Source organism: Pseudomonas sp. p99-361 (genome assembly GCF_003935475.1).
GTDB classification, from domain to species: domain Bacteria; phylum Pseudomonadota; class Gammaproteobacteria; order Pseudomonadales; family Pseudomonadaceae; genus Aquipseudomonas; species Aquipseudomonas juntendi.
The window spans coordinates 1-22,785 of record NZ_RHQO01000051.1 but is presented as its reverse complement, the minus strand read 5'-3'; the positions used below and the strand labels follow the sequence as shown (position 1 = coordinate 22,785).

The 22,785-nt window shown below is 65.0% G+C and carries 23 protein-coding genes; 10 read left to right on the top strand and 13 right to left on the bottom strand.

From position 1 onward, the window contains the following. Positions 1 to 7: 7 nt before the first annotated feature. Both EGJ22_RS19375 and EGJ22_RS19370 read right to left on the bottom strand, forming a co-directional pair. Positions 8 to 1,390: an aspartate aminotransferase family protein gene (locus EGJ22_RS19375; protein ID WP_029886065.1), complete on the bottom strand. Its 1,383-nt coding sequence runs from the start codon at positions 1,388 to 1,390 to the stop codon at positions 8 to 10. Between the two features lie 40 nt (positions 1,391 to 1,430). Beyond that, a complete protein-coding gene (locus EGJ22_RS19370; protein ID WP_029886066.1) occupies positions 1,431 to 2,273 on the bottom strand; it encodes a helix-turn-helix transcriptional regulator in 843 nt (280 codons plus the stop codon). A gap of 279 nt (positions 2,274 to 2,552) precedes the next feature. Between EGJ22_RS19370 and EGJ22_RS19365 the strand changes: the two genes are divergently transcribed. Then, positions 2,553 to 3,938 carry an APC family permease gene (locus tag EGJ22_RS19365; RefSeq protein ID WP_029886067.1) on the top strand — a complete coding sequence of 462 codons (1,386 nt, stop codon included), beginning with the start codon at positions 2,553 to 2,555 and terminating at the stop codon, positions 3,936 to 3,938. 69 nt (positions 3,939 to 4,007) lie between these two features. Next, on the top strand, positions 4,008 to 4,943 hold the full coding sequence (locus EGJ22_RS19360) for a LysR family transcriptional regulator (protein ID WP_029886068.1): 936 nt from the start codon (positions 4,008 to 4,010) through the stop codon (positions 4,941 to 4,943). On the opposite strand, the gene EGJ22_RS19355 is transcribed toward EGJ22_RS19360, so the two are convergent. Beyond that, the gene (locus EGJ22_RS19355; RefSeq protein WP_029886069.1) at positions 4,913 to 6,124 is read right to left on the bottom strand and encodes an MFS transporter; all 1,212 of its coding nucleotides are present in this window, start codon (positions 6,122 to 6,124) and stop codon (positions 4,913 to 4,915) included. The genes EGJ22_RS19360 and EGJ22_RS19355 overlap by 31 nt on opposite strands. A gap of 194 nt (positions 6,125 to 6,318) precedes the next feature. Between EGJ22_RS19355 and EGJ22_RS19350 the strand changes: the two genes are divergently transcribed. Further along, the gene (locus EGJ22_RS19350) at positions 6,319 to 7,692 is read left to right on the top strand and encodes an 8-oxoguanine deaminase (protein ID WP_029886070.1); all 1,374 of its coding nucleotides are present in this window, start codon (positions 6,319 to 6,321) and stop codon (positions 7,690 to 7,692) included. An 81-nt stretch (positions 7,693 to 7,773) separates the two neighbouring features. Here the strand turns inward: EGJ22_RS19350 and EGJ22_RS19345 are convergent, their stop codons facing one another. The 6 genes from EGJ22_RS19345 to EGJ22_RS19320 are packed head-to-tail and all read right to left on the bottom strand — an operon-like array spanning position 7,774 to position 13,118. Further along, entirely contained in the window at positions 7,774 to 9,219 is a 1,446-nt protein-coding gene (locus EGJ22_RS19345; protein ID WP_223809597.1) for an MFS transporter, read from the bottom strand. Positions 9,220 to 9,279: 60 nt separating this feature from the next. Continuing rightward, the gene (gene aroE, locus EGJ22_RS19340) at positions 9,280 to 10,098 is read right to left on the bottom strand and encodes a shikimate dehydrogenase (protein ID WP_125920351.1); all 819 of its coding nucleotides are present in this window, start codon (positions 10,096 to 10,098) and stop codon (positions 9,280 to 9,282) included. Continuing rightward, entirely contained in the window at positions 10,095 to 11,327 is a 1,233-nt protein-coding gene (locus EGJ22_RS19335; protein WP_029886073.1) for a CaiB/BaiF CoA-transferase family protein, read from the bottom strand. The genes aroE and EGJ22_RS19335 overlap by 4 nt, the downstream gene beginning before the upstream one ends. Further along, positions 11,324 to 11,779: a MaoC family dehydratase gene (locus EGJ22_RS19330; protein WP_029886074.1), complete on the bottom strand. Its 456-nt coding sequence runs from the start codon at positions 11,777 to 11,779 to the stop codon at positions 11,324 to 11,326. Before EGJ22_RS19330 ends, EGJ22_RS19335 begins: the two co-directional genes overlap by 4 nt. Further along, on the bottom strand, positions 11,776 to 12,174 hold the full coding sequence (locus EGJ22_RS19325) for a VOC family protein (protein WP_029886075.1): 399 nt from the start codon (positions 12,172 to 12,174) through the stop codon (positions 11,776 to 11,778). The genes EGJ22_RS19330 and EGJ22_RS19325 overlap by 4 nt, the downstream gene beginning before the upstream one ends. Next, complete coding sequence (locus tag EGJ22_RS19320) at positions 12,171 to 13,118, bottom strand: ketopantoate reductase family protein (RefSeq protein ID WP_029886076.1); 948 nt, start codon at positions 13,116 to 13,118, stop codon at positions 12,171 to 12,173. Before EGJ22_RS19320 ends, EGJ22_RS19325 begins: the two co-directional genes overlap by 4 nt. Positions 13,119 to 13,210: 92 nt before the next feature. Here EGJ22_RS19320 and EGJ22_RS19315 point away from each other — a divergent pair, with 92 nt between their 5' ends. From EGJ22_RS19315 to EGJ22_RS19305, 3 genes are all read left to right on the top strand, one after another. Then, positions 13,211 to 14,158: a LysR family transcriptional regulator gene (locus tag EGJ22_RS19315; RefSeq protein WP_033744556.1), complete on the top strand. Its 948-nt coding sequence runs from the start codon at positions 13,211 to 13,213 to the stop codon at positions 14,156 to 14,158. A gap of 74 nt (positions 14,159 to 14,232) precedes the next feature. Continuing rightward, positions 14,233 to 14,823 carry a biliverdin-producing heme oxygenase gene (locus tag EGJ22_RS19310; protein WP_029886078.1) on the top strand — a complete coding sequence of 197 codons (591 nt, stop codon included), beginning with the start codon at positions 14,233 to 14,235 and terminating at the stop codon, positions 14,821 to 14,823. 173 nt (positions 14,824 to 14,996) lie between these two features. Beyond that, positions 14,997 to 15,371, top strand: coding sequence for a hypothetical protein (locus EGJ22_RS19305; protein WP_029886079.1), 375 nt, complete (start codon positions 14,997 to 14,999; stop codon positions 15,369 to 15,371). A gap of 25 nt (positions 15,372 to 15,396) precedes the next feature. Here EGJ22_RS19305 and EGJ22_RS19300 read toward each other — a convergent pair whose 3' ends face one another. Then, positions 15,397 to 15,552 carry a DUF2986 domain-containing protein gene (locus tag EGJ22_RS19300; RefSeq protein WP_009685121.1) on the bottom strand — a complete coding sequence of 52 codons (156 nt, stop codon included), beginning with the start codon at positions 15,550 to 15,552 and terminating at the stop codon, positions 15,397 to 15,399. 204 nt (positions 15,553 to 15,756) lie between these two features. Between EGJ22_RS19300 and EGJ22_RS19295 the strand changes: the two genes are divergently transcribed. Further along, on the top strand, positions 15,757 to 17,508 hold the full coding sequence (locus EGJ22_RS19295; RefSeq protein ID WP_080709213.1) for a phosphoethanolamine transferase CptA: 1,752 nt from the start codon (positions 15,757 to 15,759) through the stop codon (positions 17,506 to 17,508). A 30-nt stretch (positions 17,509 to 17,538) separates the two neighbouring features. Here the strand turns inward: EGJ22_RS19295 and EGJ22_RS19290 are convergent, their stop codons facing one another. Then, positions 17,539 to 18,264, bottom strand: a complete 726-nt coding sequence (locus EGJ22_RS19290) for a hypothetical protein (RefSeq protein WP_029886081.1) — start codon at positions 18,262 to 18,264, stop codon at positions 17,539 to 17,541. 79 nt (positions 18,265 to 18,343) lie between these two features. After that, the gene (locus EGJ22_RS19285) at positions 18,344 to 18,646 is read right to left on the bottom strand and encodes a DUF3077 domain-containing protein (RefSeq protein WP_009685125.1); all 303 of its coding nucleotides are present in this window, start codon (positions 18,644 to 18,646) and stop codon (positions 18,344 to 18,346) included. Between the two features lie 191 nt (positions 18,647 to 18,837). Here EGJ22_RS19285 and EGJ22_RS19280 point away from each other — a divergent pair, with 191 nt between their 5' ends. Then, the gene (locus tag EGJ22_RS19280) at positions 18,838 to 19,461 is read left to right on the top strand and encodes a glutathione S-transferase family protein (RefSeq protein WP_029886082.1); all 624 of its coding nucleotides are present in this window, start codon (positions 18,838 to 18,840) and stop codon (positions 19,459 to 19,461) included. A 15-nt stretch (positions 19,462 to 19,476) separates the two neighbouring features. Here the strand turns inward: EGJ22_RS19280 and EGJ22_RS19275 are convergent, their stop codons facing one another. Then, on the bottom strand, positions 19,477 to 20,655 hold the full coding sequence (locus tag EGJ22_RS19275; RefSeq protein WP_029886083.1) for an MFS transporter: 1,179 nt from the start codon (positions 20,653 to 20,655) through the stop codon (positions 19,477 to 19,479). A gap of 96 nt (positions 20,656 to 20,751) precedes the next feature. Between EGJ22_RS19275 and EGJ22_RS19270 the strand changes: the two genes are divergently transcribed. After that, the gene (locus tag EGJ22_RS19270) at positions 20,752 to 21,660 is read left to right on the top strand and encodes a LysR family transcriptional regulator (protein ID WP_029886084.1); all 909 of its coding nucleotides are present in this window, start codon (positions 20,752 to 20,754) and stop codon (positions 21,658 to 21,660) included. A 58-nt stretch (positions 21,661 to 21,718) separates the two neighbouring features. Next, entirely contained in the window at positions 21,719 to 22,696 is a 978-nt protein-coding gene (locus EGJ22_RS19265) for a D-2-hydroxyacid dehydrogenase family protein (RefSeq protein ID WP_029886085.1), read from the top strand. Positions 22,697 to 22,785 lie beyond the last annotated feature (89 nt).

The following is a 22,785-nucleotide window of genomic DNA, read 5'->3' as shown; positions in this document are numbered from 1 at the left end:
CGGACTGTCAGAGCTTGCCAACCAGGCGCGCCGTGCGGTCAACGGCGATGCGGGTTTTCTCCACCAGCTCATCCAGCTCGCTGTGGTTGGCGATCAAGGCCGGCGCCATGATCATCCGCCCCAGGGTGGAGCGAATGATCACCCCCTCCTCGAAGCCGAAGGTCCGGCACTGCCAGGCCAGGTCGTTTTCATTGGCAAAGCGCTTGCGGGTAGGCTTGTGCTCTGCCAGTTGCAGCGCCGCCACCAGGCCTGCGCCCTGCACCTGGCCAATCAGCGGGTGGTCGGCGAACACCTCACGCAGGATGCGCTGCAGGTAGGGGCCGGTGTCGTCCTTCACCTGGCGCACAATGCCTTCGTCACGCAGGGCTTTCAGGTTGGCGATGGCCACCGCCGCTGCCACCGGGTGGCCGGAATAGGTCAGGCCGTGGGCGAACACCCCGCCCCGCTCCACCAGGGCTTCGGCTATGCGCTTGCTCAGCACCAGCCCGCCCATGGGCACGTAGCCGCTGGTCAGGCCTTTGGCTATGGACAGGGTATCGGGCTGGAAGCCGAAGTATTCGTGGGCAAACCATTCGCCGGTACGACCAAAGCCACCAATCACCTCGTCGGCACACAGCAGTACATCGTACTGGCGGCAGATGCGCTGGATTTCCGGCCAGTAGCTTTCCGGCGGGAAGATCATGCCGCCTGCGCCCTGGAACGGCTCGGCAATGAAGCCGGCAACGTTTTCTGCACCCAGCTCCAGGATTTTTTCTTCCAGCTGCAAGGCACAGCGGCGGCCGAACTCGGCCGGGCTCAGCTCACCGCCTTCGGCGTACCAGTAAGGCTCGTCGATGTGCGCCACATCCGGGATCAGCCCGCCCATTTCGTGCATGAACTTCATGCCACCCAGCGCCGTGGCCGCCAGGGTCGAGCCGTGGTAACCATTCCAGCGGCCGATCATGATCGTCTTGCTCGGCTGGCCGACCACCTGCCAGTAGCGGCGCACGGTGCGGATCAGCACCTCGTTGGCCTCGGAGCCGGAGTTGGTGTAGATCGCGTGGCTGTAGTGCCCTGGCAGCAGGCTGAACAGCAGCTCCGAAAGCTCGATCACCGCCGGGTGGGTGGTGTGGAAGAACATGTTGTAGTACGCCAGCAGGTCCATCTGCCTGGCGGCAGCGGCGGTCAGGTCGCGGCGGCCGTAACCGAGCTGGGTGCACCACAGCCCGGACATGCCATCCAGGTATCGCTTGCCCTCGCTGTCCCACAGGTGCAGGCGCTCGCCACCGACGATCACCCGCGGCCCTTCGGCGTTCAGCGCCTTCTGGTCGAGGAAGGCATGGATGTGGTGCGCGGCGTCGGCTGCCTGGTAGTCACGGGTCTGGCGTTGCGGGGCGAAAGGCGCATTCATTGTTGGTTTTCCTTTGCGGTGGGGTGCACGGCAGCGGCGCTCAGCGCCGCTTGCCCATATAGCTTTCCAGCGGGTCCTTGCCCAGCACGCCCTGGGCATTGGCCAGCGCGTCGATGAACAGGGAAAACAGCTCGGACTGGGTGCCGATATCGAGCTTGGCGTAGACGTTCTTGCGGTGCGACTTGATGGTGTCTTCCGACACGCCCAGGCGCTCGGCCAGCGACTTGGTCGAATGGCCGCGCAAGATCAGCTGGGCAATGCGGCATTCGCGCTCGGTCAGCAACGAGCTGCCGAAGTTGTTCAGCGCAGCGTGAATACGCTGCTCAAGGATGTTTTCGAAGCGCCCGGCACGGCTGTCGACGCCGGCGAAATGCTTGCCGAGTAGCGCCAGCACCCAGGGCGTGATGTGCCCGAACAGCGCCCGGGTTTGCGGGTCGAGCTTGTCGGTGAAGGCCAGCGACACGGCCAGGCTCTGGCCGGGGGCCAGCTGCAGGATGTAGTTGAGTTCGTCTGCCAGGTGCGAGTGGCGGTAGAACGACTGGTAGTACTCGCTGACCTCAAAATGGTCGGGGGCCACCTCGAACAGGCCGTAGCAGCCAGACCCCAGCTGCTCCACGCAAGCACCGTAGAACGGGTCGAGCAGGTAGAAACCCGACAGGTAGCGGCTGACGTTGCCCTCGGGCTGCCAGGGCGCCTTGTCGTCCTGCTCGAACAGCGCGCAGGGCATGCCGTAGTGCGGGTACAGGTACACCGTGGTGGCCTGGATCGGCCGGATCACGCCCAGTGCTGCAAACAGATTGGCGGCAAAGCCAGGCCGGCCGATCGCCTCGGTGACCTTGGCCTGGTGCTCGAACCACTGTTCTGAAAGCAATTGGATAGTCACAGTCGGCCTGCCATATGGAGTAAGGCACCGCCGCCAGTGCGGTGCGTGGTTGGGCAGATACTCCCATGGCAGGGGAACCTGCGGAATCACCCTTTGGGGTGAGCCGGCTGGCCGCTGCCTGGGCTCACCCCAAAGGGTGATTCCGGGTGCTGGCGGGGTGTGGGAGCATCAACCCGCTCCAGCGCTGCGAGCCTTGCGCTCGACCTCCTTGCACGACACCCCCGGTAACGAGCCTGCTCGCCTGCCGCGGTGGCCTGCATCCCTTTCCAGGAGTTAGCAATGCATACAACAACAAGTACAGCTCACCCCACCACCCCACCCGCCACCGCGCAACCTGCCGCCAGCAGCGGGCGTTTGCGCCAGTCCATGAGCATGACCGCCCTGGTGCTGTTCGGCCTGGCATACATGGTGCCGCTGGCGGTCTTCACCACCTATGGGCTGGTCACCCAGATGACCAAGGGGCACCTGCCCACTGCCTACCTGCTGACCCTCGCCGCCATGCTGCTGACCGCCTACAGCTACGGCCGCATGGTCCAGGCCCACCCGTACTCCGGCTCGGTCTACACCTATACCCGCAAGTCCTTTGGCAGCCACATCGGCTTCATCACCGGCTGGACCCTGCTGCTCGACTACATTTTCCTGCCACTGCTGAGCTACCTGCTGATCGGCATCTACATGTCGGAATACTTCCCGGCCATTCATGCCTGGGTGTGGGTGGCGGGGTCCATCGCCTTGGTCACCTTCCTCAACCTGATCGGCATCGAGTCGATCACCCGCGTCAACTGGATCCTGGTGGTGACGCAACTGGTGTTCATCGTGGTTTTCGTCGGCCTGGCGGCGCTCAGGCTGAGCGGCCAGGCCGAACCCGTTTCGCTGCTGGCGCCGTTCCACCACGACGGTTTCAGCGTGCCGTTGGTGATGACCGGCGCGGCCGTACTGTGCCTGTCATTCCTGGGCTTCGATGCGGTCTCGACCATGGCCGAGGAAACCAGCAACCCGACCTACCGTATTCCGCTGGCGATCCTTGCCGTGTCCCTGATCGGCGGCTTGCTGTTCCTGGTGGTGTCGTACTGCGCACAACTGGTCTTCCCCGATTGGGGCAGCTTTGCCGACCCGGACTCGGCCTCGGTGGACGTCATGCGCCGGGTAGGCGGCGAACTGCTGGTCAGCGCATTCACCGCCACTTACGTGGCCGGCTGCTTCGCCTCGGCCATGGTGTCGCAAGCCAGCGTGTCACGGGTGCTGTTCGCGATGGGCCGTGACGGCGTGCTGCCGCGGGCGTTTGGCCAGCTTGCAACGAAAAAGCGCGTACCGGCCACCGCCATCCTGGTGGTCAGCCTGCTGTCGCTGATTGCCCTGGTCATTACCCTCGACACCGTGGCCAACATGATCAGTTTCGGCGCACTGTTCGCCTTTTCGGCGGTGAACCTGGCGGTGGTCAAACACTACCTCATCGACCGCAAGCTGCGCGGTGCCGGTAATGTGGTGCTGTACGGCGCCATACCGGGGCTGGGTTTTCTCAGCACGCTGTGGCTGTGGAGTAGCCTGACCAGCCTGTCGTTCAGCATTGGCCTGTGCTGGATGGGCATGGGCCTGCTGGTACTGCTGTGGCTTACCCGGGCGTTTCGGGTCACGTTGCGGGCCAGGCCAGGCGAAACTCATTGATGAAATCCACGTGCGAGGCTTCAATAGGCACACCCGAACCGGGAACCCAGTTCATCAAAGAAGCCACCCATGTACTCTTCCGAACGCCTCAAAGGGATTGACGTTTTCGTCGCCGTCGCTGACTTGGGCAGTTTCACGGCAGCTGCCGAGCGGCTCAACCTGACCAGCTCGGCCGTCAGCAAGAGCGTGGCCCGGCTGGAGGCCCGCCTGGGGGCCCGGCTGTTCAACCGCACCACGCGCAGCCTGTCGCTGAGTGAAGCGGGGGTGGTGTTCTATCGCACCTGCACCTCGGTCCTGGCCGACCTGGAAGAAGTCGAGCACACCCTGGCGGCCAGCGATGACCAGCCCCATGGCAAAGTGCGGATCGAACTGCCCGCCTCTTACGGTCGCCTGCATGTGCTGCCGCTGATCCTCGACTTCATCCGCCTGCACCCGTTGCTGCAGCCGCATGTGTCGTTCTCCGACCGTTTCGTCGACCCGGTGCACGAGGGCATCGATATCGTGGTGCGCATCGGTGGCCCAGATGCCTGGCCGGCGGCGCTAGGCCACCAATACTTCGGTGCCCAGCGCCTGATGTTCTGTGCCGCGCCTGGCTACCTGGAAAAGCATGGCGTGCCGCAACACGAGCGCGACCTGGAGCACCACCACTGCGTGGGTTATGGCCACACCGACGGCCTGGTCAGCCCGTGGTATTTCAAAGGCCGCCACCCCGGCGAAATGGAGCGGCGTACCGTGCAGCCGCGCATTGCCGTGGGCGATGGCGAAGGCGAAGTGGCAGCGGTGCTGGCCGGCCATGGCATCGGCCAGCTACCCACCTGGCTGACCCAGCAGTACCTCGACCAGGGGCGCCTGGTCGAAGTATTGCCGGCGCTGGCCACCGACGGCTTGCCAATGAACCTGGTGTGGCTGAAAAGCCGCGAAGGGCTACCCAAGGTCCGCGCCTTGCTCGACTACCTGCTACCGCGCCTGGCGCCTCACGGCAGCCGGGCCTGCGCACCGGGCTGAGGCGCCAGCCGGCCCACCACGGGCACCAACGCCAGCGCCAGCAAGGCGATGCCAGCCGCCACATAGCCCACGTAGCCGACCCCCAGGTGGGAAATGGTCATGCCACCCAGCACGGCCCCCAGGCCGATACCGGCGTTGGCCGCCGACACATTGGTGGTACCCGCCAGGGCTTGGGCATGGGTGACCGAACTCATCACCCGCACCTGGCTCACCGGGTACAGTGCCGTGTTGGCAATGCCCCACAGCGCCAGCGCCAGGCAGAACAGCACGGCCCCCTGGGCCAGCGGCACCAGCGCCGCCATGCCAATGGCCAACAGCACCAGGAACAGCGCGCTGGCCCTGAGCGGTGAGCGGTCCACGGCCCGCCCGCCGATCCAGTTGCCGAGCAAGCCGACCGCGCCAAAGCCCATCAGCCACCAGCCGGTATGCGCCGGGGCCACGCCCGCTACCCGCTGCAGCAGGTCGGCCAGATAGGTGTAGCCCGTGAACATGGCCGTGAACACCACCACCGACAGCAGCACATTGGCCAGGAAAAAACGCTCTTTGAAAATGCGCGCCTGCTGCATGAAGTCAACTTTCGCCGTGCGCGCCACGTGCGGCATCCATACCCACATCGCCAGCGCCATCAGCAGCGACAACGCAGCCAGGATCCAGAATGCACCGCGCCACCCCACCGCCGTTGCTGCCACGGTCCCCAACGGGATACCCAGCAACATCGCCGCCGAGATACCCAGGTAGACCTTGGCAATGGCCTGCCCGGCCCTGTCGCGCCCAGCCAGGTGGCCGGCGGTTTCACTGGCGGTGCCCCAGAACACCGGCAGCGCCAGTGCCGGTATCACCCTGGCGACGGCCAGCACCCAGAAACTGTCGGAGGCAGCAGCCAGCGCATTGGCTGCGGCGAAGACCAGCAAAATGCCGATGAACAGGCGCTTGCGGTCCAGGTGCGCCAACGCCGCCGTCAATAGCGGGCCGGCCAGCATCACGGTGAATGCGAACAGGGTGACCAACTGCCCCGCCAGCGATATGGAAATACCCAGGTCCTGGCTAAGCGCGGGCAACAAGCCAACGATCAGAAATTCGGTGGTCACGATCAAAAAGGCTGAAAACGCCAGAATGGCAATGCTGATTGCAGCGTGCCGGCTTGGGGTGGCGACCCCAGGGCTTGGTTCGAAAGCGGACATCAAGACAGGCTCCAGAAATAAGGTCACCAGTCTATTGGTAAACTTAATTCGTATTTCAGGTGTTATTTCACTAATCGGATGACTCGATTTCATCAATCGAGCGCTGATGTATACAACTTTCAGGATTCCTGATTACATACGTGTTCGCCTACGACCTCGGTAATCGCCCTGGCGTATTGCGACGGGCTTAAGCCATGTCATTTACCGCTACCAAGAAAACCCTCCTCGTCAAGAACGCCCAACTGCTGGTCACCATGGACAGCGAACGCCGCGAAATCAAAAACGGCGGCCTGTACATCGAAGACAACCTGATAAAGCAAGTGGGCCCCAGCGATAGCCTGCCCCAGCACGCCGACGTGGTGCTGGACATGGCCGGCAAGGTGGTCATCCCGGGCCTGGTCAACACCCACCACCATATGTACCAGAGCCTGACCCGCGTGGTGCCGGCGGCTCAGGACGGTGAACTGTTCAACTGGCTGACCAACCTGTACCCGATCTGGGCTCGGCTGACCCCGGAAATGATCGCGGTGTCGACCCAGACCGCCATGGCCGAGCTGCTGCTGTCCGGCTGTACCACCTCCAGCGACCACCTGTACATCTACCCCAACGGCTGCAAGCTCGACGACAGCATTCATGCTGCCAGCGAGATCGGCATGCGCTTCCATGCCGCGCGCGGCAGCATGAGCGTAGGGCAAAGCCAGGGCGGCCTGCCGCCAGATGCGGTGGTCGAGAAGGAAGCCGACATTCTCAAGGAGTCGCAGCGCCTGATCGAGGACTACCACGACGCCAGTCACGGGTCGATGCGCCGCATCGTCGTGGCGCCCTGCTCGCCGTTCTCGGTCAGCCGCGACCTGATGCGCGAAGCTGCGGTGTTGGCGCGCCAGTATGGCGTTTCGCTGCACACCCACCTCGCCGAGAACGTCAACGACATCGCCTACAGCCGTGAAAAATTCGGCATGACGCCCGCCGAGTATGCCGAAGACCTCGGCTGGGTCGGCCACGACGTCTGGCACGCCCACTGCGTACAGCTCGACCAGCATGGCATCGAGCTGTTCGCCCGTACCGGTACCGGGGTTGCCCACTGCCCTTGCTCGAACATGCGCCTGGCCTCCGGCATTGCCCCGGTGCGCAAGATGCGTGACCACGGCGTTGCGGTTGGCCTGGGCGTCGACGGTTCGGCCTCCAATGACGGCGCCAGCATGATCGGCGAAGTGCGCCAGGCCCTGCTGCTGCAGCGGGTTGGCTTCGGCCCCGACGCCATGACCGCCCGTGAAGCGCTGGAAATCGCGACCCTGGGCGGCGCCAAAGTGCTCAACCGCAACGACATCGGCGCCCTGGCACCGGGCATGGTCGCCGACTTCGTCGCGTTCGACCTCGGCCATGTGGCTTACGCCGGCGGCCACCACGACCCGTTGGCCGCGCTGGTGTTCTGCACCCCGACCCAGGTCCACACCAGCGTCATCAATGGCCGCGTGGTGGTCAAGGACGGCCAGTTGGCCACGGTCGACCTGCCGCGGGTGCTGGAACGCCACAACCAGTTGGCCCTGCAATTGGTCAGCGGCGCCTGAACGCGACGGCAAGCCAGCCGTTTGCGCTGCACCCGCGTGCTGTGGGCTCGCCGGCAATGGGCTGCAACGCAGCCCGTTGCCTCAGTTGCGCAACACCTGGTCGCCGGCATTGGCCGGCAAACGCAGGGCGTCCAGCAGGGCCACACCGGCAATCAGTGCAAGGCCAAGCAACGCCCAGTGGAAGTCGGCAACGGTCAACCCGCTCTCGCCGCCACGCAGTTGCATGGCCACGCGCAACAGCAGCGCTACCACCGCCACCCCCAACGCCATGGCCAGCTGGAAGCACATGCTGAACAGCGTCGATGCCTCGCCCATCTGCTGCTGCGGCACATCGGCAAACCCCACCGCGTTGTAGGTGGTGAACTGCATCGACCGTGACAGCCCGCCCATGAACAGCACCAGCGCCATCCAGTACCACGCCATGCCCTGCTGCAACCCCAGGCAGGCCAGGATGCAGGCCACGCCGACCAAGCCGTTGCCCAGCAACACACGGCGAAAACCAAAGCGCCGCAACAACCCGCTGGTGAACGGCTTCATCGCCAGGTTGCCGGCAAAGATCGCCAGCACCAAGAGGCCGGCGTCCAACGGTGGCAGGCCGAAGCCGACCTGCAACAGCAAAGGGATCAGAAACGGTAACGCGCTGATCGACAGGCGGAACAGGGTGCCGCCCACGATGCTGACCCTGAAGGTTCGGATGGCCAGGGTGTGCAGGGGCAACAGGGGGGCCGGGTGGCGCCGACCGTGACGGATGGCCAACCCGGTCAGCACAGCCCCAAGCACTACCAGTGCCAGCCCTGCCCCCAGGCTGTCGCCGGCCAGTGACCCGAGCAGCTCCAGGCCCACCAGCCAGGCCGCACAGGCCGAGCCCAACCAGACGAAGCCCAGCGTGTCGAAGCGGCGCGGCGCCTCGCAGCGGGTGTCGGGTATCAAAAGCCAGGCGGCGGCAAGGGCCAGCAAACCGAGGGGAATGTTCAGGTAGAAGATCCACGGCCACGACCCGTGCGTGACGATCAGGCCACCGAGCGGCGGGCCCAGTACCGGTGCCACAAGGCCCGGCCAGGTGATGACCGCGAGCTGCTTCACCAGGTCTTTTTTCTCGGTGGTGCGCAACACCACCAACCGCCCCACCGGAACCATCAGGGCGCCGCCGATGCCCTGCAACACCCGTGCAGCCACAAAGGCTTCCAGGCTGGCGGCCAGCCCACACAGCAACGAAGCGGCAGTGAACAAGGCGATAGCCCCGGCGAACACCTGGCGCGGGCCAAAGCGCTCGGCGAGCCAGCCACTGAGCGGGATGAACACTGCCACGGCCAGCAGGTAGGCACTGATACCGATGTTCAGGCTGACCGCGCTCTGGCCGAAATCGCTGGCCATTTGCGGCAGCGCGGTGGCAATGACGGTGGCGTCCAGGTTCTCCATGAAGAACGTGATGGCCACCAGCAACGCAATGCAGGTGGTCTGGCGCGAGCGCTGGGCGGCTGCCGGGTGGGCCAGGGTGCCAGGGCGTTGCGTTGGCGGCCCGGTCATGGACAACCGAGCCGCCGTTCGGGGGCGCGGAGCTGCACGGGCACGTTGGCAACCATAGGCCTACTCCAGCGGGATGGTCAGGCGATCGATCACGGCACCGGTTTCGGGGCGCACCCCGCGCCACCAGGCAAACGCCTCTGCCGCCTGCTCGACCAGCATGCCCACACCATCGGCCAGGCGCGCCACACCTTGTTCACGGGCCAGGCGCAGGAATGGCGTGAGGCCTTTGCCATAAGCCAGTTCGTACGCCAGCCGGGTATTGGCCAAGGCCTCGGCAGGCAGCGGTGGCAACTCACTGACCAGGCTGGCAGAGGTGGCGTTGACCACGATATCGAAAGCCTGCCCCGGCAGTTCTTCGTACCGGCTGATACGCAGCCGCGGGTGATTCAGCTCATTGCGCAGCGCCACTGCCTTGGCCATGTCGCGGTTGGCGATCACCAGCTCGGCAGGGCCGGCCTGCAGGAACGGCAGGAGCGCCCCACGCACCGCGCCACCCGCCCCCAGTACCAGCACACGACGCGCATGCAGCGGCTCCCCGAGGTTGACCTCGATATCGAGCAGCAGGCCAATACCATCGAAGTTCTCTGCCACGATGCCGCCGTTCTCGAACTTCAGGGCGTTGGCTGCGCGGGCCAGTTGCGCTCGTTCGCTGCAGCGCTCGGCCAGTTCGAAGGCGCGCAGCTTGAACGGTGCCGTGATGTTCATGCCCAGCCCACCCTCACCGCGGAACGCCAGCACCTGGGCCTCGAAGCCCTCCAGAGACCCCTCGATTGCGCCATATTCTAGCTGCTGGCCACAGGCTTGGGCGAACAGCCCGTGGATCAGCGGAGACTTGGTGTGGTTGATCGGTCGGCCGATCACTGCATAGCGGTCGCTCATCGTGCCTCTCCATGGGTGAACAGCACCCCGTCTGCCTGCATGGCGGTGATTTCTTCGGCGCTGAAGCCAAGCCCGGCGGCGACTTCGGCGTTGTGCTGGCCCAGGTCCGGTGCCACCTGGTGGATGGTGGTGTCGCAGTCGGAAAAACGGAACGGCAGGTTGGGCAGGCGCAGTGTGCCATAGCGCGGGTGATGCTGTTCGACGACCATGTTGCGCGCCTGAATCTGCGGGTCGGCCAGCACCTCGTCGATGCGCTGTACCTTGGCGCTGGGCACGTCGATGGCATCGAGCAAGGCCAGGATAGCCGCCACTGGCCGCGCGCCCACCCAATCGCGCACCACCGCCAGAATTGCTTCGCGGTGGGCATTGCGGCCATTCACGCTGTGGTAGCGGCTGTCGCTGGCAAAACCTGCCGGGCCACCATTGGCTTCAAGCATGCCGGCAAAGCGCCGCCAGGCGTCATCGACCTGGGCAGCGATTACCAGGTCGCCGTCGGCGGCACGGAACACCCCATACAACGTCGAGGTGGGCATGTCATGGCCGGTCTGCTCGGGCAGTACGGTGCCGTTGGACAGGGTGAAGCACTGCACCGCGTACTCATGCATCGACACCAGCGTGTCGTATAAGGCCATGTCGATGTGCTGGCCACGGCCACTGCTGACGCGCCCCAGCAAGGCGGCATTGATGGCTGCCACGGCGTGGATGCCGGTGTACATGTCGCCCAGCGAAATGCGCAGCAGCGGCGGTGCTTCGCCCGGTACGCCAACCATCTGCATGATCCCGCTCTTGGCCTCGGCAATCAGCCCGAAGCCGGCGCGGTGTGCATCCGGCCCCGTGTGGCCATAGGCCGAAATCGAGCAGTACACCAACCGCGGGTTGCGCGCCGCCAGCTCGGCATAGCCCAACCCCAGCTTGTCCAGCGCGCCCGGCCGGTAGTTTTCGATGAACACGTCGGCCGAATCGGTCAGGCGCTGCATGAAGGCCTTGCCCCGTGGGTCCTTCATGTTGACGCTGACGCCCTGCTTGCCCATGTTCAGTTGCAGGAAGTAACCGCTTTGCTGGTCATCCAGGGTGAACGCGTGCTGGCGACCGGCGTCGCCGCTGCCTGGCCGTTCAACCTTGATCACCTCGGCGCCCAGCGCCGCCAGGCAACGCCCGACATAAGGCCCGGCAAGAAAATGGCTGTAGTCGATGACGCGGATACCCGCCAATGGCAATGCCTGGCTCATGCTGCCCCCTTGCACGGCACCATCAGCCGGTGCTCGCCGCGTTGCACGACTTGGCCGTGCTGGTTGATCAGCTCCGACGGCAGGACCACGATGCCCCAACCCGGGCGGCTTTTACTCAGGCGCATCGCGCCAACGCGCATGCGCACATGCAGCACATCGTCGACCTTGATCGGCAACACGAAATCCCAGGTCCAGCCCAGTGACATACCCGGCACGAAGCGGTAATCGCATTGGGTCTTCAAGCCATCGGCGATCGACAGGCCGAACAGGCCGTGGGCAACCAGGCAGCCAAAGTGGCTGGCATTGGCATACGCCTCATCGACATGCACCGGGGTATGGTCACCGGTCAGGTCGGCATAGGCCAGGATGCGTTCGCGGGTGACGGTGTAGCTCGGGCTGATGCATTCATCGCCCTCGCGGGCGTCGTCCCAGTACTTTTCAGTCACGCTCATGGCTGCACCTGCGCACGTGGGTTGATAGCCAGCGCCTGGGCCACCGTCGCCTTGGGCAATGCCTGGATGAACTCCACCGCCAGGCCGTCGGGCAAGCGCAGCCAGTTGCGGCCCTGCGGCATTGCACTGACGCCGAAACGCTGTGCTGCCGCCAGCACCGCCTCCAGGTCTTCGCACATGATCCCCAGGTGCGCCATGCGCCCTTCAGGCCCTGCAAAGTCGGGCTGGTGGATGAACTGCAGGCCGCCGAGGGTCCAGTACTGGGTCGGCTGCTCGGGGTCACCCTGCGACTCGCGCAGGGTCATGCCGCACACCTCGCTGAAAAAGCGGATATGCCAGTTGATGTCACGCACCCAGAAGGCGACGTGCTCGAGGTAGGCTTTCGGCTGGCTCATGGGTTGTCCTTGTTCTGCTGGTCGGCCATCGCGCGTTCGATGCCTTTGATACACGCCACCAGGGTGGCGTTGACGGGGGTGGCTACGCCGTGGCGCTGGCCCCAGCGCACGACGGAACCGTTGATGAAGTCAATTTCAGTGATCGAGCCTTTTTCCAGGCTCTGCAGCATCGAGGTGCGAAAGCTCGCCGGCAGGCCTTCGGCGGCCAACTGCCAGGCTGCCTCGGGGCTGGTCAGGCTCAGGCGGATACCGGCGCGCTCGGCCACCGCGATCGCTTCGGCAACGGCCGCCTTGGCGGTGCTCGCCAGCAGCGGCTCGCTGTACAGCTGGCCATAGCTGAGCCTGGTGATGGCGCTGAGCGCACCGGTGGCGACGTTGACCAGCAGCTTGTCCCACATGGTGCCGAGGATGTTGTCGCTGACCGTGGTGGCCAGGCCGGCACCGTTGAATACCTCGGCGATAGCCTGCACGCGGGCGCTGCGCTGGCCGTCCAGTTCACCGATGTAGGTCTGCTTGCCGGCCACCCCGGCGCGGATCGCCCCCGGCGCCAGCAGCACGCCGCCGACATAGGTCTTGCCAGCCAGTATCCGCTCGCGCCCGGCCGCCTGCGCCAGGATATCCTCGTGCCCCAAGCCGTTCTGCAGTGACAGCAGCAGCGTTTGCGGGCCCAGAAGCGCCGTGGCCCCGGCGATCGCCTCGGCGGTGTGGAACGACTTCACCAGGACCACCACCAGGTCGGCCACCCCCACCTCATCGGCGCACGTCGCCGCATGCACGCGGACTTGGCGCTGGCCGCGCTCATCCTGCACCTGCAGGCCGTGCTGGTTGATGGCCTCGACATGCGCACGGCCTCGGTTGAGCAGCCAGGTTTCATGCCCGGCTTCGCTCAATGCCGCGCCGATGGCGCAGCCCAGGGCGCCGGCGCCCAGAATGCAGATTTTCAAATCGCTGACCTCCGTGGTTTGCGATCACCTTATGCAGCCACGCTTATTAGCGCTATACAATGCAGCAAATAGCCCCATTGAGATTCGCAATAATGACCACTGCCCCGGTACTGCCCGAACCCAAGCTGCTGCAACTGTTCGATGTGCTCTACCACTGCCGTAGCGTTACCCGCGCCGCTGAACAGCTGGGGCAGAGCCAGCCGACCATCAGCATCTGGCTGGGCCGCCTGCGCGAACAACTGAACGACCCGCTGTTCGTGCGCACCCCTGGGGGCATGGCGCCTACCCCGCGCGCCGACCAGTTGATCGGGCCGTGCCGCGAAGTCCTCGAATCACTGCGCCGGCTCGCGGCCTGGGAACCGCAGTTCCAACCCGCTACGGCACAACGGCGCTTTCGCCTGTGTGTGAGCGACGCCAGCCACATCACCTTGCTGCCCAGCATCCTCAACCACGTGCGCAGCCACGCGCCCGGCATTCGCCTGGAGGCGGTACGCATCGATGGCAACAGCGAAAGCGCGCTGGAATCGGGTGAAGCTGACCTGGCGATCGGCTTCGTACCGTGGCTGGGCGGCGGCATGTACCAGCAAGTGCTGTTCGACCAGGACTGGGTGTGCCTGAGCGCGCGCGGGCACCCGCGCCTGGCCGGCGGCCTGAGCATGGCCTGCTACCACGCCGAAGGCCATGTGCAGATCAGCGCCGGCACCGGCCAGAAGCTGCTGGAAACGGCACTGGCGCGGGCCGGCATCGAGCGCCGCATCGTGCTTGAGCTACCCGCGTTCCTGGGCCTGGGCATGATCCTCGGGAGCACCGACCTGATCGCCACCCTGCCCCGCCATATCGGCCAGACGTTGGCCGACATGCATGATTTGCAGGTGCACGACTGCCCGTTCGCGGTCGAGGGTTTCACGGTCAAGCAGCACTGGCACGCCCGCTACCACCAGGACGGGGGTAACCGCTGGTTGCGCGCAGTGGTCCATGGGCTGTTCGCCCGCGACGGCTCAGCCGGCTCGCGCAAGGGCTCCAGCCGGGCAGGCGCCTGACACCGCGCAACGCTTGCTGCTGGCCGAGGTGGCAAGCATGATGGGCGCATTACGTTCATGCCACGGATATGCCGATGACCGCAGCACCCCCCTCTGTTTCGCAGCCAGGCCGCTGCCAACGCTTGAAAGCGGCCAGCAGCCGCGACCATGACAGCGTCGATCAGCTGGTCATGGCGGCACGGCCGTTTGAGAGCCGCGAGCGCTACGGCCGGTTCCTGCAGGTGCAGCATGGTTTTCATGGCAGCTTGCTGGCGTTGTATCAGGACCCGCAGCTCAACCGGCAACTACCGGGGCTATCGGCTTTGTCACGGTTTGCCGCGGTGCAGGCCGACCTCCTGGACCTGGGCCTGCCCGCGCCACCGCCACCACCTTCGGTGTGCGCCAGCCCGGCGCAGGCGTTGGGCTGGCTGTATTGCAGCGAGGGGTCGAACCTGGGGGCTGCGTTTCTGTTCAAGTACACTCAACGCCTGGGCCTGGGTGAAGACCAGGGCGCCAGCCACCTGGCCCCGCACCCTGATGGCCGTGCGCTGCATTGGCGTGAGTTTGTGGCCCGTGTGGACGCCCTGGCGCTGGATGAACAGCAAGAGGCCGAGGCGATAAACGGCGCAATCGCTGCGTTCGAGCATTACCGCAGCCACCTGCGCGCAGTGTTTGCCGAACGCTGATCCGGTTTGGGCCGCGCGGGTTGCTTGCCGCATAATTGTACAAGTTATTGCTGCAGCGAACTTTTTCCTGGTTGCTGGTCTATGAGGGTGGCACAGAACGGTCACGGCAGGCGAAGCAGCTTGCCTCACCGCTGGCCTGATAGCTCAATTGTGATCAGAGGTGGGCTTCGCTCATGAAAATACAAGTCGCTAGGTGGATGCTGTTCGGTCTGTTCTCGCTTGCAGCAGCGGGCACGGCTTCGGCCCTGCCACTGAAACCGGCCGAAGTGGCGGCCCCGGCCGTTCAGCCAGCGTTGCCTGCGGCCAGCAACCCTTGGTCGAGCGTGGCCAATGCCGCCGCTGTTCAGCCGGCGCCCCTGCTGGCCCATGATGACCACCGCTGGCACGACCACAGGGGGGACTGGCGCCGCGAGCAGTGGCGCCGCGAGCAGGCCCGGCGCGACTGGGAGCGGCGACGCGACTGGGAACGCCGCCGGGATTGGGAGCGCCGCCATGAGCGGGCGATGCACCAACGCCACTATGACGAACACCGGCACTACCGCCGCTGAAGCCGACACACCGGCTGCTGGCGCTTCAGTCAGCCTGGGGTGGGGCCGCCTCCACCCCTTCTGTTTCCAGCTTCAAACGGTCAGCCTTGCAGATGTACCTGGGCTTGCGCGGCGCGAGTTTGGCGCTGGCTTTCTTCTGGTGCGCCTGCAACAGCTGCTTGATCTTCTTACGACGGTTCATGGTCCACACGGCCTTTGAGTACGGTTTAGCTGCCGCCATCATACCCGTGCAAGCAACCCGCTGCGCACGGCTGCTGCGCAGCGGGCTACGACCAAGGCCCGATGGCTGCTCGCCTTGACGTTATTTTCACAGTCCACAGATTAGCGTCACGCCCTTTCCGGCCACGCACACAGTTGCGGGCTACCAAGGTACGACGAGGCACACGTGTCACACACCACTTCCCCTTCCCGCGTGGACTGGGCCGGCCTGGGCTGGCTCTTGCTGTTCTTCTGGTATTTCTCTGGCGTCACCCAGGCATTGCTGCTGTTCAGTGGCACTACCGGTTTCTCGGGTTTCCGTGATGCGTTTTTCCTCAGTAGCCTGTGGCTGGCCCCAGTGCTGCTGCTGCCCCGCCTTACCCGCGCCACTGCGGCGCTCATCGGCCTGCTGCTGTGGGCTGCTTCGCTGGTTGGCCTGAGCTATTTCGGCATTTATCGCCAGGAATTCTCGCAGAGCGTCATCTTCGTGATGTTCGAGTCCAACACCGCCGAGGCCGGTGAGTACTTCAGCCAGTACTTCAGTGCCTGGCTGGGCCTGGCGTTGCTGCTGTACACCGTGGGGGCAGTATTGCTGTGGCGCCGCGTGCGCCCGGTCTACCTGCCGCTGCGCAGCCGCCTACCAGTGGTGGTGCTGTTGCTGGCAGCCAACCTGGTGCTGCCGTTCTACAAGCAAATGGTCACCCAGGAGCGCAATTTTGCCGATGCGCTGGAAAAGGTACAGCAGCGCATGGAACCTGCAGTGCCTTGGCAATTGCTGGTCGGCTACCGCCAGTACCGCCAGCAACTGGACAACATGCAGGCGCTGCTGGCGCAGAATGCTGCCCTGCCGCCCCTACAGAACCTGCGTGACAACAGCGGTTCGGCACCGCGCACGCTGGTTCTGGTGCTGGGTGAATCGACCACCCGCGAGCATATGCACCTGTATGGCTACAACCGTGACACCACCCCCAACCTCGACGCGCTGGCTGCCAACGACAAAGGGCTGACCGTATTCCGCGATGTGGTGTCACCCCGCCCCTACACCATCGAAGTGATGCAGCAGATTCTGACCTTCGGCGATGAGCAGGCCCCGGACCGGTTCCTCACCGACCCCTCGCTGATCAACCTGATGAAACAGGCAGGCTACAAGACCTTCTGGATCACCAACCAGCAAACCATGACCAAGCGCAACACCATGCTCACCACCTTCTCGCAGCAGACGGACGTGCCGGTGTACCTGAACAACCAGCGCAACCAGAATGCCAGCCAGTACGATGACGTGGTGCTCGCGCCGTTCGAGAAGGCCCTGCAGGACCCGGCCCCCAACAAGTTCATCATCGTGCACCTGCTGGGCACCCACATGGACTACCGCTACCGCTACCCGGACGCCTATGCCCACTTCACCGACAAGCAGGGCGCACCGAGTGCACTGACCGATGACCAGGTGCAAACCTACAATTTCTACGACAACGCAGTGCGCTACAACGACTTCGTGGTGTCGAGCCTGATCAAGCGCTACTCTGCCGGCAGCCCGAATGGCTTCCTGGTCTACCTGTCCGACCATGGTGAGGACGTATACAGTTCTGGCAACCACGACCGCCTGGGGCGCAACGAAAGCGCGCCGACCCGGCCGATGTACACCATTCCGTTCCTGGTGTGGACCTCACCCAGCTGGCAGGCCCAGCACCCGCGGGACCTGCAGGCGATGGCCAAGCGCCCGTACAGCAGCTCGCACCTGATCCATACGCTGTCGGACCTTGCCGGTTTGAGCTACGACGGCTTCGAGCCGGCCAAGAGCCTGGTGAGCGCGCAGTTCCTGGCCGCGCCGCGCTGGATCGGCGACCCCTACCGCAAAGACGGCTTGCACCCGTTCGATCAACTGCCTGGGGGCAAGGCCGCGGGCGAGCAGCAGACGGCCAGCCGCGAGGTTCAACAGTAAGGCAGGCGCCTGGGCGCTGCGGCGCAGCGCCTAACGCTGCGCTGCGCGGCGCGCCAGCAGCGCGTAACCCAGGCCCAGCACGCCCAGCGCCAGTACCACCAGCAGCCCCATGAGCTCGCGGCTGTAGCGGGCCACGGTTGCCGGGAAGCCGATCACTTCGTGATACACCTGCACATTGGCTGCGCCGTCGGCATGGGTAATGCTGACGCCGCCCTGGCGAATCTGGGAATAATCGGCGTCGAAATACACCCACACCTTGCACCGGCTACCCGGCTCGATGACAGGGATGTCGACTTGCGCGGTAGCCTGCTCCAGCAGTGTGTCGTTGCCAGCAGCATCGCGCACCTGCACCAGGCCCTTGCCTGGCAGGCGCACTTTGACCTGGCGCACCGGCGCATCGCCACTGTTGTGCAGCTCGATGAGCAAGCCGGTACGGTGGTCCACCAACCCCGCCTCGAACGGTTTGGCGAACAGCTGGGCGTACGGCAACTGAGCCAGTTCGACCAGGCGCTCGACCTGATCGTGGCTCAACTGCCCCTGGCTGATGCTGTTGATACGCCCCTGCAACTGCTCATACTTGAGCTGGTCGCTGGCTTTGCTGATGCGCTCGCTGAACTGGCCAGGATAGGTGAGGTAGGCATACGTCAGTGACGCTTCCAGCCGCGGGTTGCCCCTGAACAACGCGTAGGCGGCCGACAGGACCATCAGGCCAACCAGCACCGCGACCAGGAGCTTCCCCACCTTGTCCCAACTCAATGCGAACCTCCTTTTGAGGTGATGCAGACGATTCAAACCGCCCAAGGGTGCCAAGTTCATGGCCCCCAGGCAACCCTGTCTACTCGATGCCCTCCTTCTCGCGCGCCTGGCGCATCTGCAGCAGCTGGCCATCGACCAGTGCCTTGGCCATGCCCGCCAGGTAGAACGTGGCCTTGATCATCACCTTGCGGTCACTTGGCCGGTCGATGGCCTTGCGCGTGATTTCAGTAATGCAGCCCATGATCGCCGAGGCTTCCGTTAGCGCGGTTCGTATCGGCAACTGCGGCCGCATGTGCACCAGTTCGGCATCGGGGTGGCCGAAACGGCTGGCCGCCGCCACCACATTGAGCGTGTTGTTGTCTTCGGGGGTGTCGTTTTCCATGTTCATTCCTCGGGGGGGTGAGCGTGCCGAGACTAGGCGGCGGCCTGGGCCACCACAATGACTTGGGCCTGGAACGGCTCATTTTCGGAAATGCCCTACAAAGTTACCGTGCAGAACCCCCTTGCACCCTGCCCCTTGACCGAGACCGGGCAGTGGCGGACGATCAACCACCCCCATTCAGGACGAACATCATGCTACGGATATTGGGCAGAGCTTCTTCCATCAACGTGCGAAAAGTCCTGTGGGCCTGTGCCGAATTCGAGGTTGCTTTCGAACGCGAAGACTGGGGTACGGGCTTCAAGGCCACCGACACCGCGCAATTCCTGGCGCTGAACCCCAACGCCATGGTTCCGGTGATCCAGGATGGCGACTTCACCCTGTGGGAGTCCAACAGCATCATCCGCTACCTGGCCAACCGCTATGGCGCCACCGCGTTCTACCCCGGCGAAGCACAGGCACGGGCCAGGATCGACCAGTGGATAGATTGGCAGGCGTCAGACTTGAACCGCGCCTGGAGCTACGCCTTCATGTCGCTGGTCAGGCATTCGCCCGCCCACCAGGACCCTGTGGCGCTGGCGGCGAGTTGCGCGGACTGGGCGCGTTACATGCACATCCTCGACCGGCAACTGGCCGCTACCGGCGCCTACGTGGCCGGTGCCCAGTTCACCCTGGCCGATATTCCTATCGGCCTGTCGGTCAACCGCTGGTTCGAAACGCCGTTCGAGCACCCGCACCTACCGGCTGTGCGCGATTACTACGAGCGCCTGAGCGAGCGCCCGGCTTACCACCTGCATGGCCGTAACGGCACCCCGTAAAGCCCCCCGGCGCGGTCAGCCTGGCACATTGCACTGTGCCATGGCCGCCGCCCGGCCACGCCAGGCAAACAGCAGCACCAGCACCAGGCCCAGCGCCGCCATCGCCGCCCCTGCCAGGGCAATCGCCGCGTAGCCCAACCCCACGTTGATCACCGCGCCGCCCAGCGCCGCGCCGATCGCATTCCCCAGGTTGAATGCACCGATGTTCACCGCCGAGGCCAGGTTGGGGGCATCCTTGGCCGCTTCCATCACGCGCATCTGCAGCGGTGGCACCAAGGCGAAGCTGGCCGCGCCCCAGACCAGGATCGCCAGTGCCGTGGGCAGTGGCCAGTCCAGTACCAGCGGGAACACCAGCAGCACGGCAATCAGCACCGCCAACGACAGGATCAAGGTGCGCTCGACCGAGCGGTCCGCCGCCTTGCCGCCCCACACGTTGCCCAAGGTCAGGCCGACACCGAACAGCACCAGCATGGCGGTGACGAACGTGGTGGACGCGCCAGCTTCGTTCTGCAGGATCGGCGCAATGTAAGTGAACACCGTGAACATGGCGCTGGAGCCCACCACGGTCAGCAACAACGCCGCCAGCACCGGCCCCCGCACAAGCACGCGGATTTCGGCCATGGCCCCGTCGCCTTTGGGCGAGGGCACGTTCGGCAGTGCATACCACAGCGTGGTCATCGCGATCAGGCCAAGCCCGGCGATGCCCCAGAACGCCGTGCGCCAGCCCAGCATTTCACCAAACCAGGTGGCCAGCGGCACCCCGCCGATTGTGGCCAGTGTAAGGCCCATGAACATTGCTGCTACCGCCCCGGCGCGCTTCTCGGGCGGTACCACGCTGGCGGCGACGATCGAGCCGATGCCAAAGAACGCGCCGTGGTTCAGTGACGTGACCACGCGGGCAACCAGCAGACTGGCGTAGTCACTGGCCAGTGCCGACATCAGGTTGCCCAGGGTGAAGATCGCCATCAGGCCGATCAACAGGTAACGCCGCGGGATCCTTACCGTGGCCAGGGTCATCAGCGGTGCGCCGATCAGCACACCGAGGGCATAGGCACTGACCAACAGCCCGGCAGCAGGTATGGAAACGCCAAGGTCAGTGGCGATACTGGGCAACATGCCCATGGGGGCAAACTCGGTGACACCGATGCCGAAGGCACCGATGGCAAGTGCGACCAGAGGTGGATTGATACGCATGGCAAAAACTCCTTGGCTATGCGGCAAATGCTACGATCTGCTTCCCTGGCGCACTAGACAGCCTTTTTGCCAATCACCTTTGCTTACGAGGCACAAATGGACTTCAGCGGTAGATCCGGTGAAATGGCGGTTTTCGCCAAGGTGGCGGACGCGGGCAGCCTGTCTGCCGCCGCCCGCGCCTTGAACCTGACCCCTTCGGCGGTCAGCCGCATTCTCGCCCGCACCGAGCACCGCCTGGGCACCCGCCTGCTGCTGCGCACCACCCGGGCCCTGACCTTGACCCCCGAGGGCGAGGCATACCTGCGCGGCGCGCGGCGGGTGCTGGCCGACCTGCAGGAAGTCGAGGATGCGATCGCCGACCAGGGCGTGCCGCGCGGGCGCTTGCGCATCAGCGCTGCGCAAGGGCATGCCCGCTTGACCGTGGTGCCGCTGCTGGCGGCGTTCAGCGCGCGTTACCCGCAGGTACTGGTCGACCTGACCATCAGCGACGAGGTGGCCGACATTCACGCCGGCCAGGCCGACGTTGCGCTGCGCTTTGGCCACCTGCCCGACAGCTCGCTCAGCGCCCGCCCAATTGGCGAAACCGGCCAGGTGGTCGTGGCCTCGCCCGAGTACCTGGCGCGCTGCGGTACGCCGCTGGTGCCTGAAGACCTGGCCGGCCACAACTGCCTGCACTTCAACTTTCGCCGGGCCGTAGCAGACTGGCCGTTCCGCCGCGACGGCGAGGTCTTTGCGTTGAAGGTGCGGGGCAACATCGAATGCAGCAGCGGCGAAGCACTGGCACAGCTCGCCAGGCTGGGTGCAGGCGTGGCCCGCATCGGCACCTTCACGGTGGCCGATGACCTGGCCAGCGGACGCCTGCTTCCGCTGCTGGAAGCCTACAACCCTGACGACCGCGAGCCAATCCATGCCGTGTTCGTGGGCGGGCCGTCGATGCCGGCGCGGGTGCGGGTGTTCGTGGATTTTCTGGTGGAGCAGCTATCACCCCCCTTTGTAGGCACTTGAACGCAGGTCAGGTTGGGGTATCGTGGGTCCCCCATAGTACTGCCAGGGCTCGACCACCATGCGCATTGTCATCCCCGACGACTATCAGGACGTGATCCGTACCCTCGACTGCTTCAGTCGCCTGCACGGGCACGATGTCCACGTACTGCATGCCCCCCAGCCAGCGACGCTCGAGCAATTGGCGGCACGCTTTGCCGACGCTGACGCGCTCGTACTGACCCGCGAACGCACCCGCATCGACGCCGCCCTGCTCGATCGCCTGCCAAGCCTCAAGCTGATCAGCCAGACCGGCAAGGTCTCCAGCCACCTCGACCTGGCCGCCTGTACCGCCCGTGGCATCGTGGTGACCGAGGGCCGGAGCTCGCCAGTCGCTCCAGCGGAGCTGGCCTGGGCGCTGATACTCAATGCCCGCCGCGAACTGGTGCCGGCCATCGATGCCTTCCGCCAAGGCCACTGGCAAGTCAACCTGGGGCAGGCCCTGGCTGGCCAGGTGCTGGGTATCTGGGGCTACGGCAAGATCGGCCAACGCCTGGCCCGCTATGCGCAGGCGTTCGACATGCCGGTGCTGGTGTGGGGCAGCGACAGCAGCCGGGCCGCCGCCGCGGCGGATGGCCACCGGGCCGCGGCGTCACGCGAGGCGTTTTTTGCCGAAGCGGATGTTGTCAGCATTAACCTGCGCCTGTCCGAGCAAACCCGGCACCGGGTAACGTTGGACGACCTGACACGCATGAAGGAGGACGCCCTGCTGGTGAACGTGAGCCGCGCGGAACTGATTGCGCCAGGGGCGTTGCTGCAAGCACTGGATACAGGCCGGCCAGGTTACGCGGCGGTGGATGTGTACGAGCAGGAGCCGGTGCTCGACCCCGGCCACCCCCTGCTGCGCCACCCGCGTGTGCTGGCCACGCCCCACCTGGGGTATGTGGAAAAGACCGGCTACGAGCTGTATTTCGGTGATGCCTTTGACAATGTGCTGGCGTTTTTCGGGGGGGCGCCGCAGAACGTGGCCAACCCGCAGGTGCTGGCGGCAGGGAACTGAGTGTTTGCCAGCAGATATGCAGCGCCTGTGAGATCGAGCGCCGCCCGCGCGGCGCAATCGCGAGCTGCGCTCGCTCCTACGTTTGTTTC

Bases quoted from the DNA above. Each gene is read 5' to 3' on its own strand.
- EGJ22_RS19305 (WP_029886079.1), top strand. From the start codon at position 14,997: ATGAAAATACAAGTCGCTAGGTGGATGCTGTTCGGTCTGTTCTCGCTT.
- EGJ22_RS19310 (WP_029886078.1), top strand. From the start codon at position 14,233: ATGACCGCAGCACCCCCCTCTGTTTCGCAGCCAGGCCGCTGCCAACGC.
- EGJ22_RS19325 (WP_029886075.1), bottom strand. From the start codon at position 12,174: ATGAGCCAGCCGAAAGCCTACCTCGAGCACGTCGCCTTCTGGGTGCGT.
- EGJ22_RS19350 (WP_029886070.1), top strand. From the start codon at position 6,319: ATGTCATTTACCGCTACCAAGAAAACCCTCCTCGTCAAGAACGCCCAA.
- EGJ22_RS19335 (WP_029886073.1), bottom strand. From the start codon at position 11,327: ATGAGCCAGGCATTGCCATTGGCGGGTATCCGCGTCATCGACTACAGC.
- EGJ22_RS19285 (WP_009685125.1), bottom strand. From the start codon at position 18,646: ATGGAAAACGACACCCCCGAAGACAACAACACGCTCAATGTGGTGGCG.
- EGJ22_RS19365 (WP_029886067.1), top strand. From the start codon at position 2,553: ATGCATACAACAACAAGTACAGCTCACCCCACCACCCCACCCGCCACC.
- aroE (WP_125920351.1), bottom strand. From the start codon at position 10,098: ATGAGCGACCGCTATGCAGTGATCGGCCGACCGATCAACCACACCAAG.
- EGJ22_RS19315 (WP_033744556.1), top strand. From the start codon at position 13,211: ATGACCACTGCCCCGGTACTGCCCGAACCCAAGCTGCTGCAACTGTTC.
- EGJ22_RS19360 (WP_029886068.1), top strand. From the start codon at position 4,008: ATGTACTCTTCCGAACGCCTCAAAGGGATTGACGTTTTCGTCGCCGTC.
- EGJ22_RS19300 (WP_009685121.1), bottom strand. From the start codon at position 15,552: ATGAACCGTCGTAAGAAGATCAAGCAGCTGTTGCAGGCGCACCAGAAG.
- EGJ22_RS19355 (WP_029886069.1), bottom strand. From the start codon at position 6,124: ATGTCCGCTTTCGAACCAAGCCCTGGGGTCGCCACCCCAAGCCGGCAC.
- EGJ22_RS19345 (WP_223809597.1), bottom strand. From the start codon at position 9,219: ATGACCGGGCCGCCAACGCAACGCCCTGGCACCCTGGCCCACCCGGCA.
- EGJ22_RS19280 (WP_029886082.1), top strand. From the start codon at position 18,838: ATGCTACGGATATTGGGCAGAGCTTCTTCCATCAACGTGCGAAAAGTC.
- EGJ22_RS19375 (WP_029886065.1), bottom strand. From the start codon at position 1,390: ATGAATGCGCCTTTCGCCCCGCAACGCCAGACCCGTGACTACCAGGCA.
- EGJ22_RS19265 (WP_029886085.1), top strand. From the start codon at position 21,719: ATGCGCATTGTCATCCCCGACGACTATCAGGACGTGATCCGTACCCTC.
- EGJ22_RS19270 (WP_029886084.1), top strand. From the start codon at position 20,752: ATGGACTTCAGCGGTAGATCCGGTGAAATGGCGGTTTTCGCCAAGGTG.
- EGJ22_RS19275 (WP_029886083.1), bottom strand. From the start codon at position 20,655: ATGCGTATCAATCCACCTCTGGTCGCACTTGCCATCGGTGCCTTCGGC.
- EGJ22_RS19330 (WP_029886074.1), bottom strand. From the start codon at position 11,779: ATGAGCGTGACTGAAAAGTACTGGGACGACGCCCGCGAGGGCGATGAA.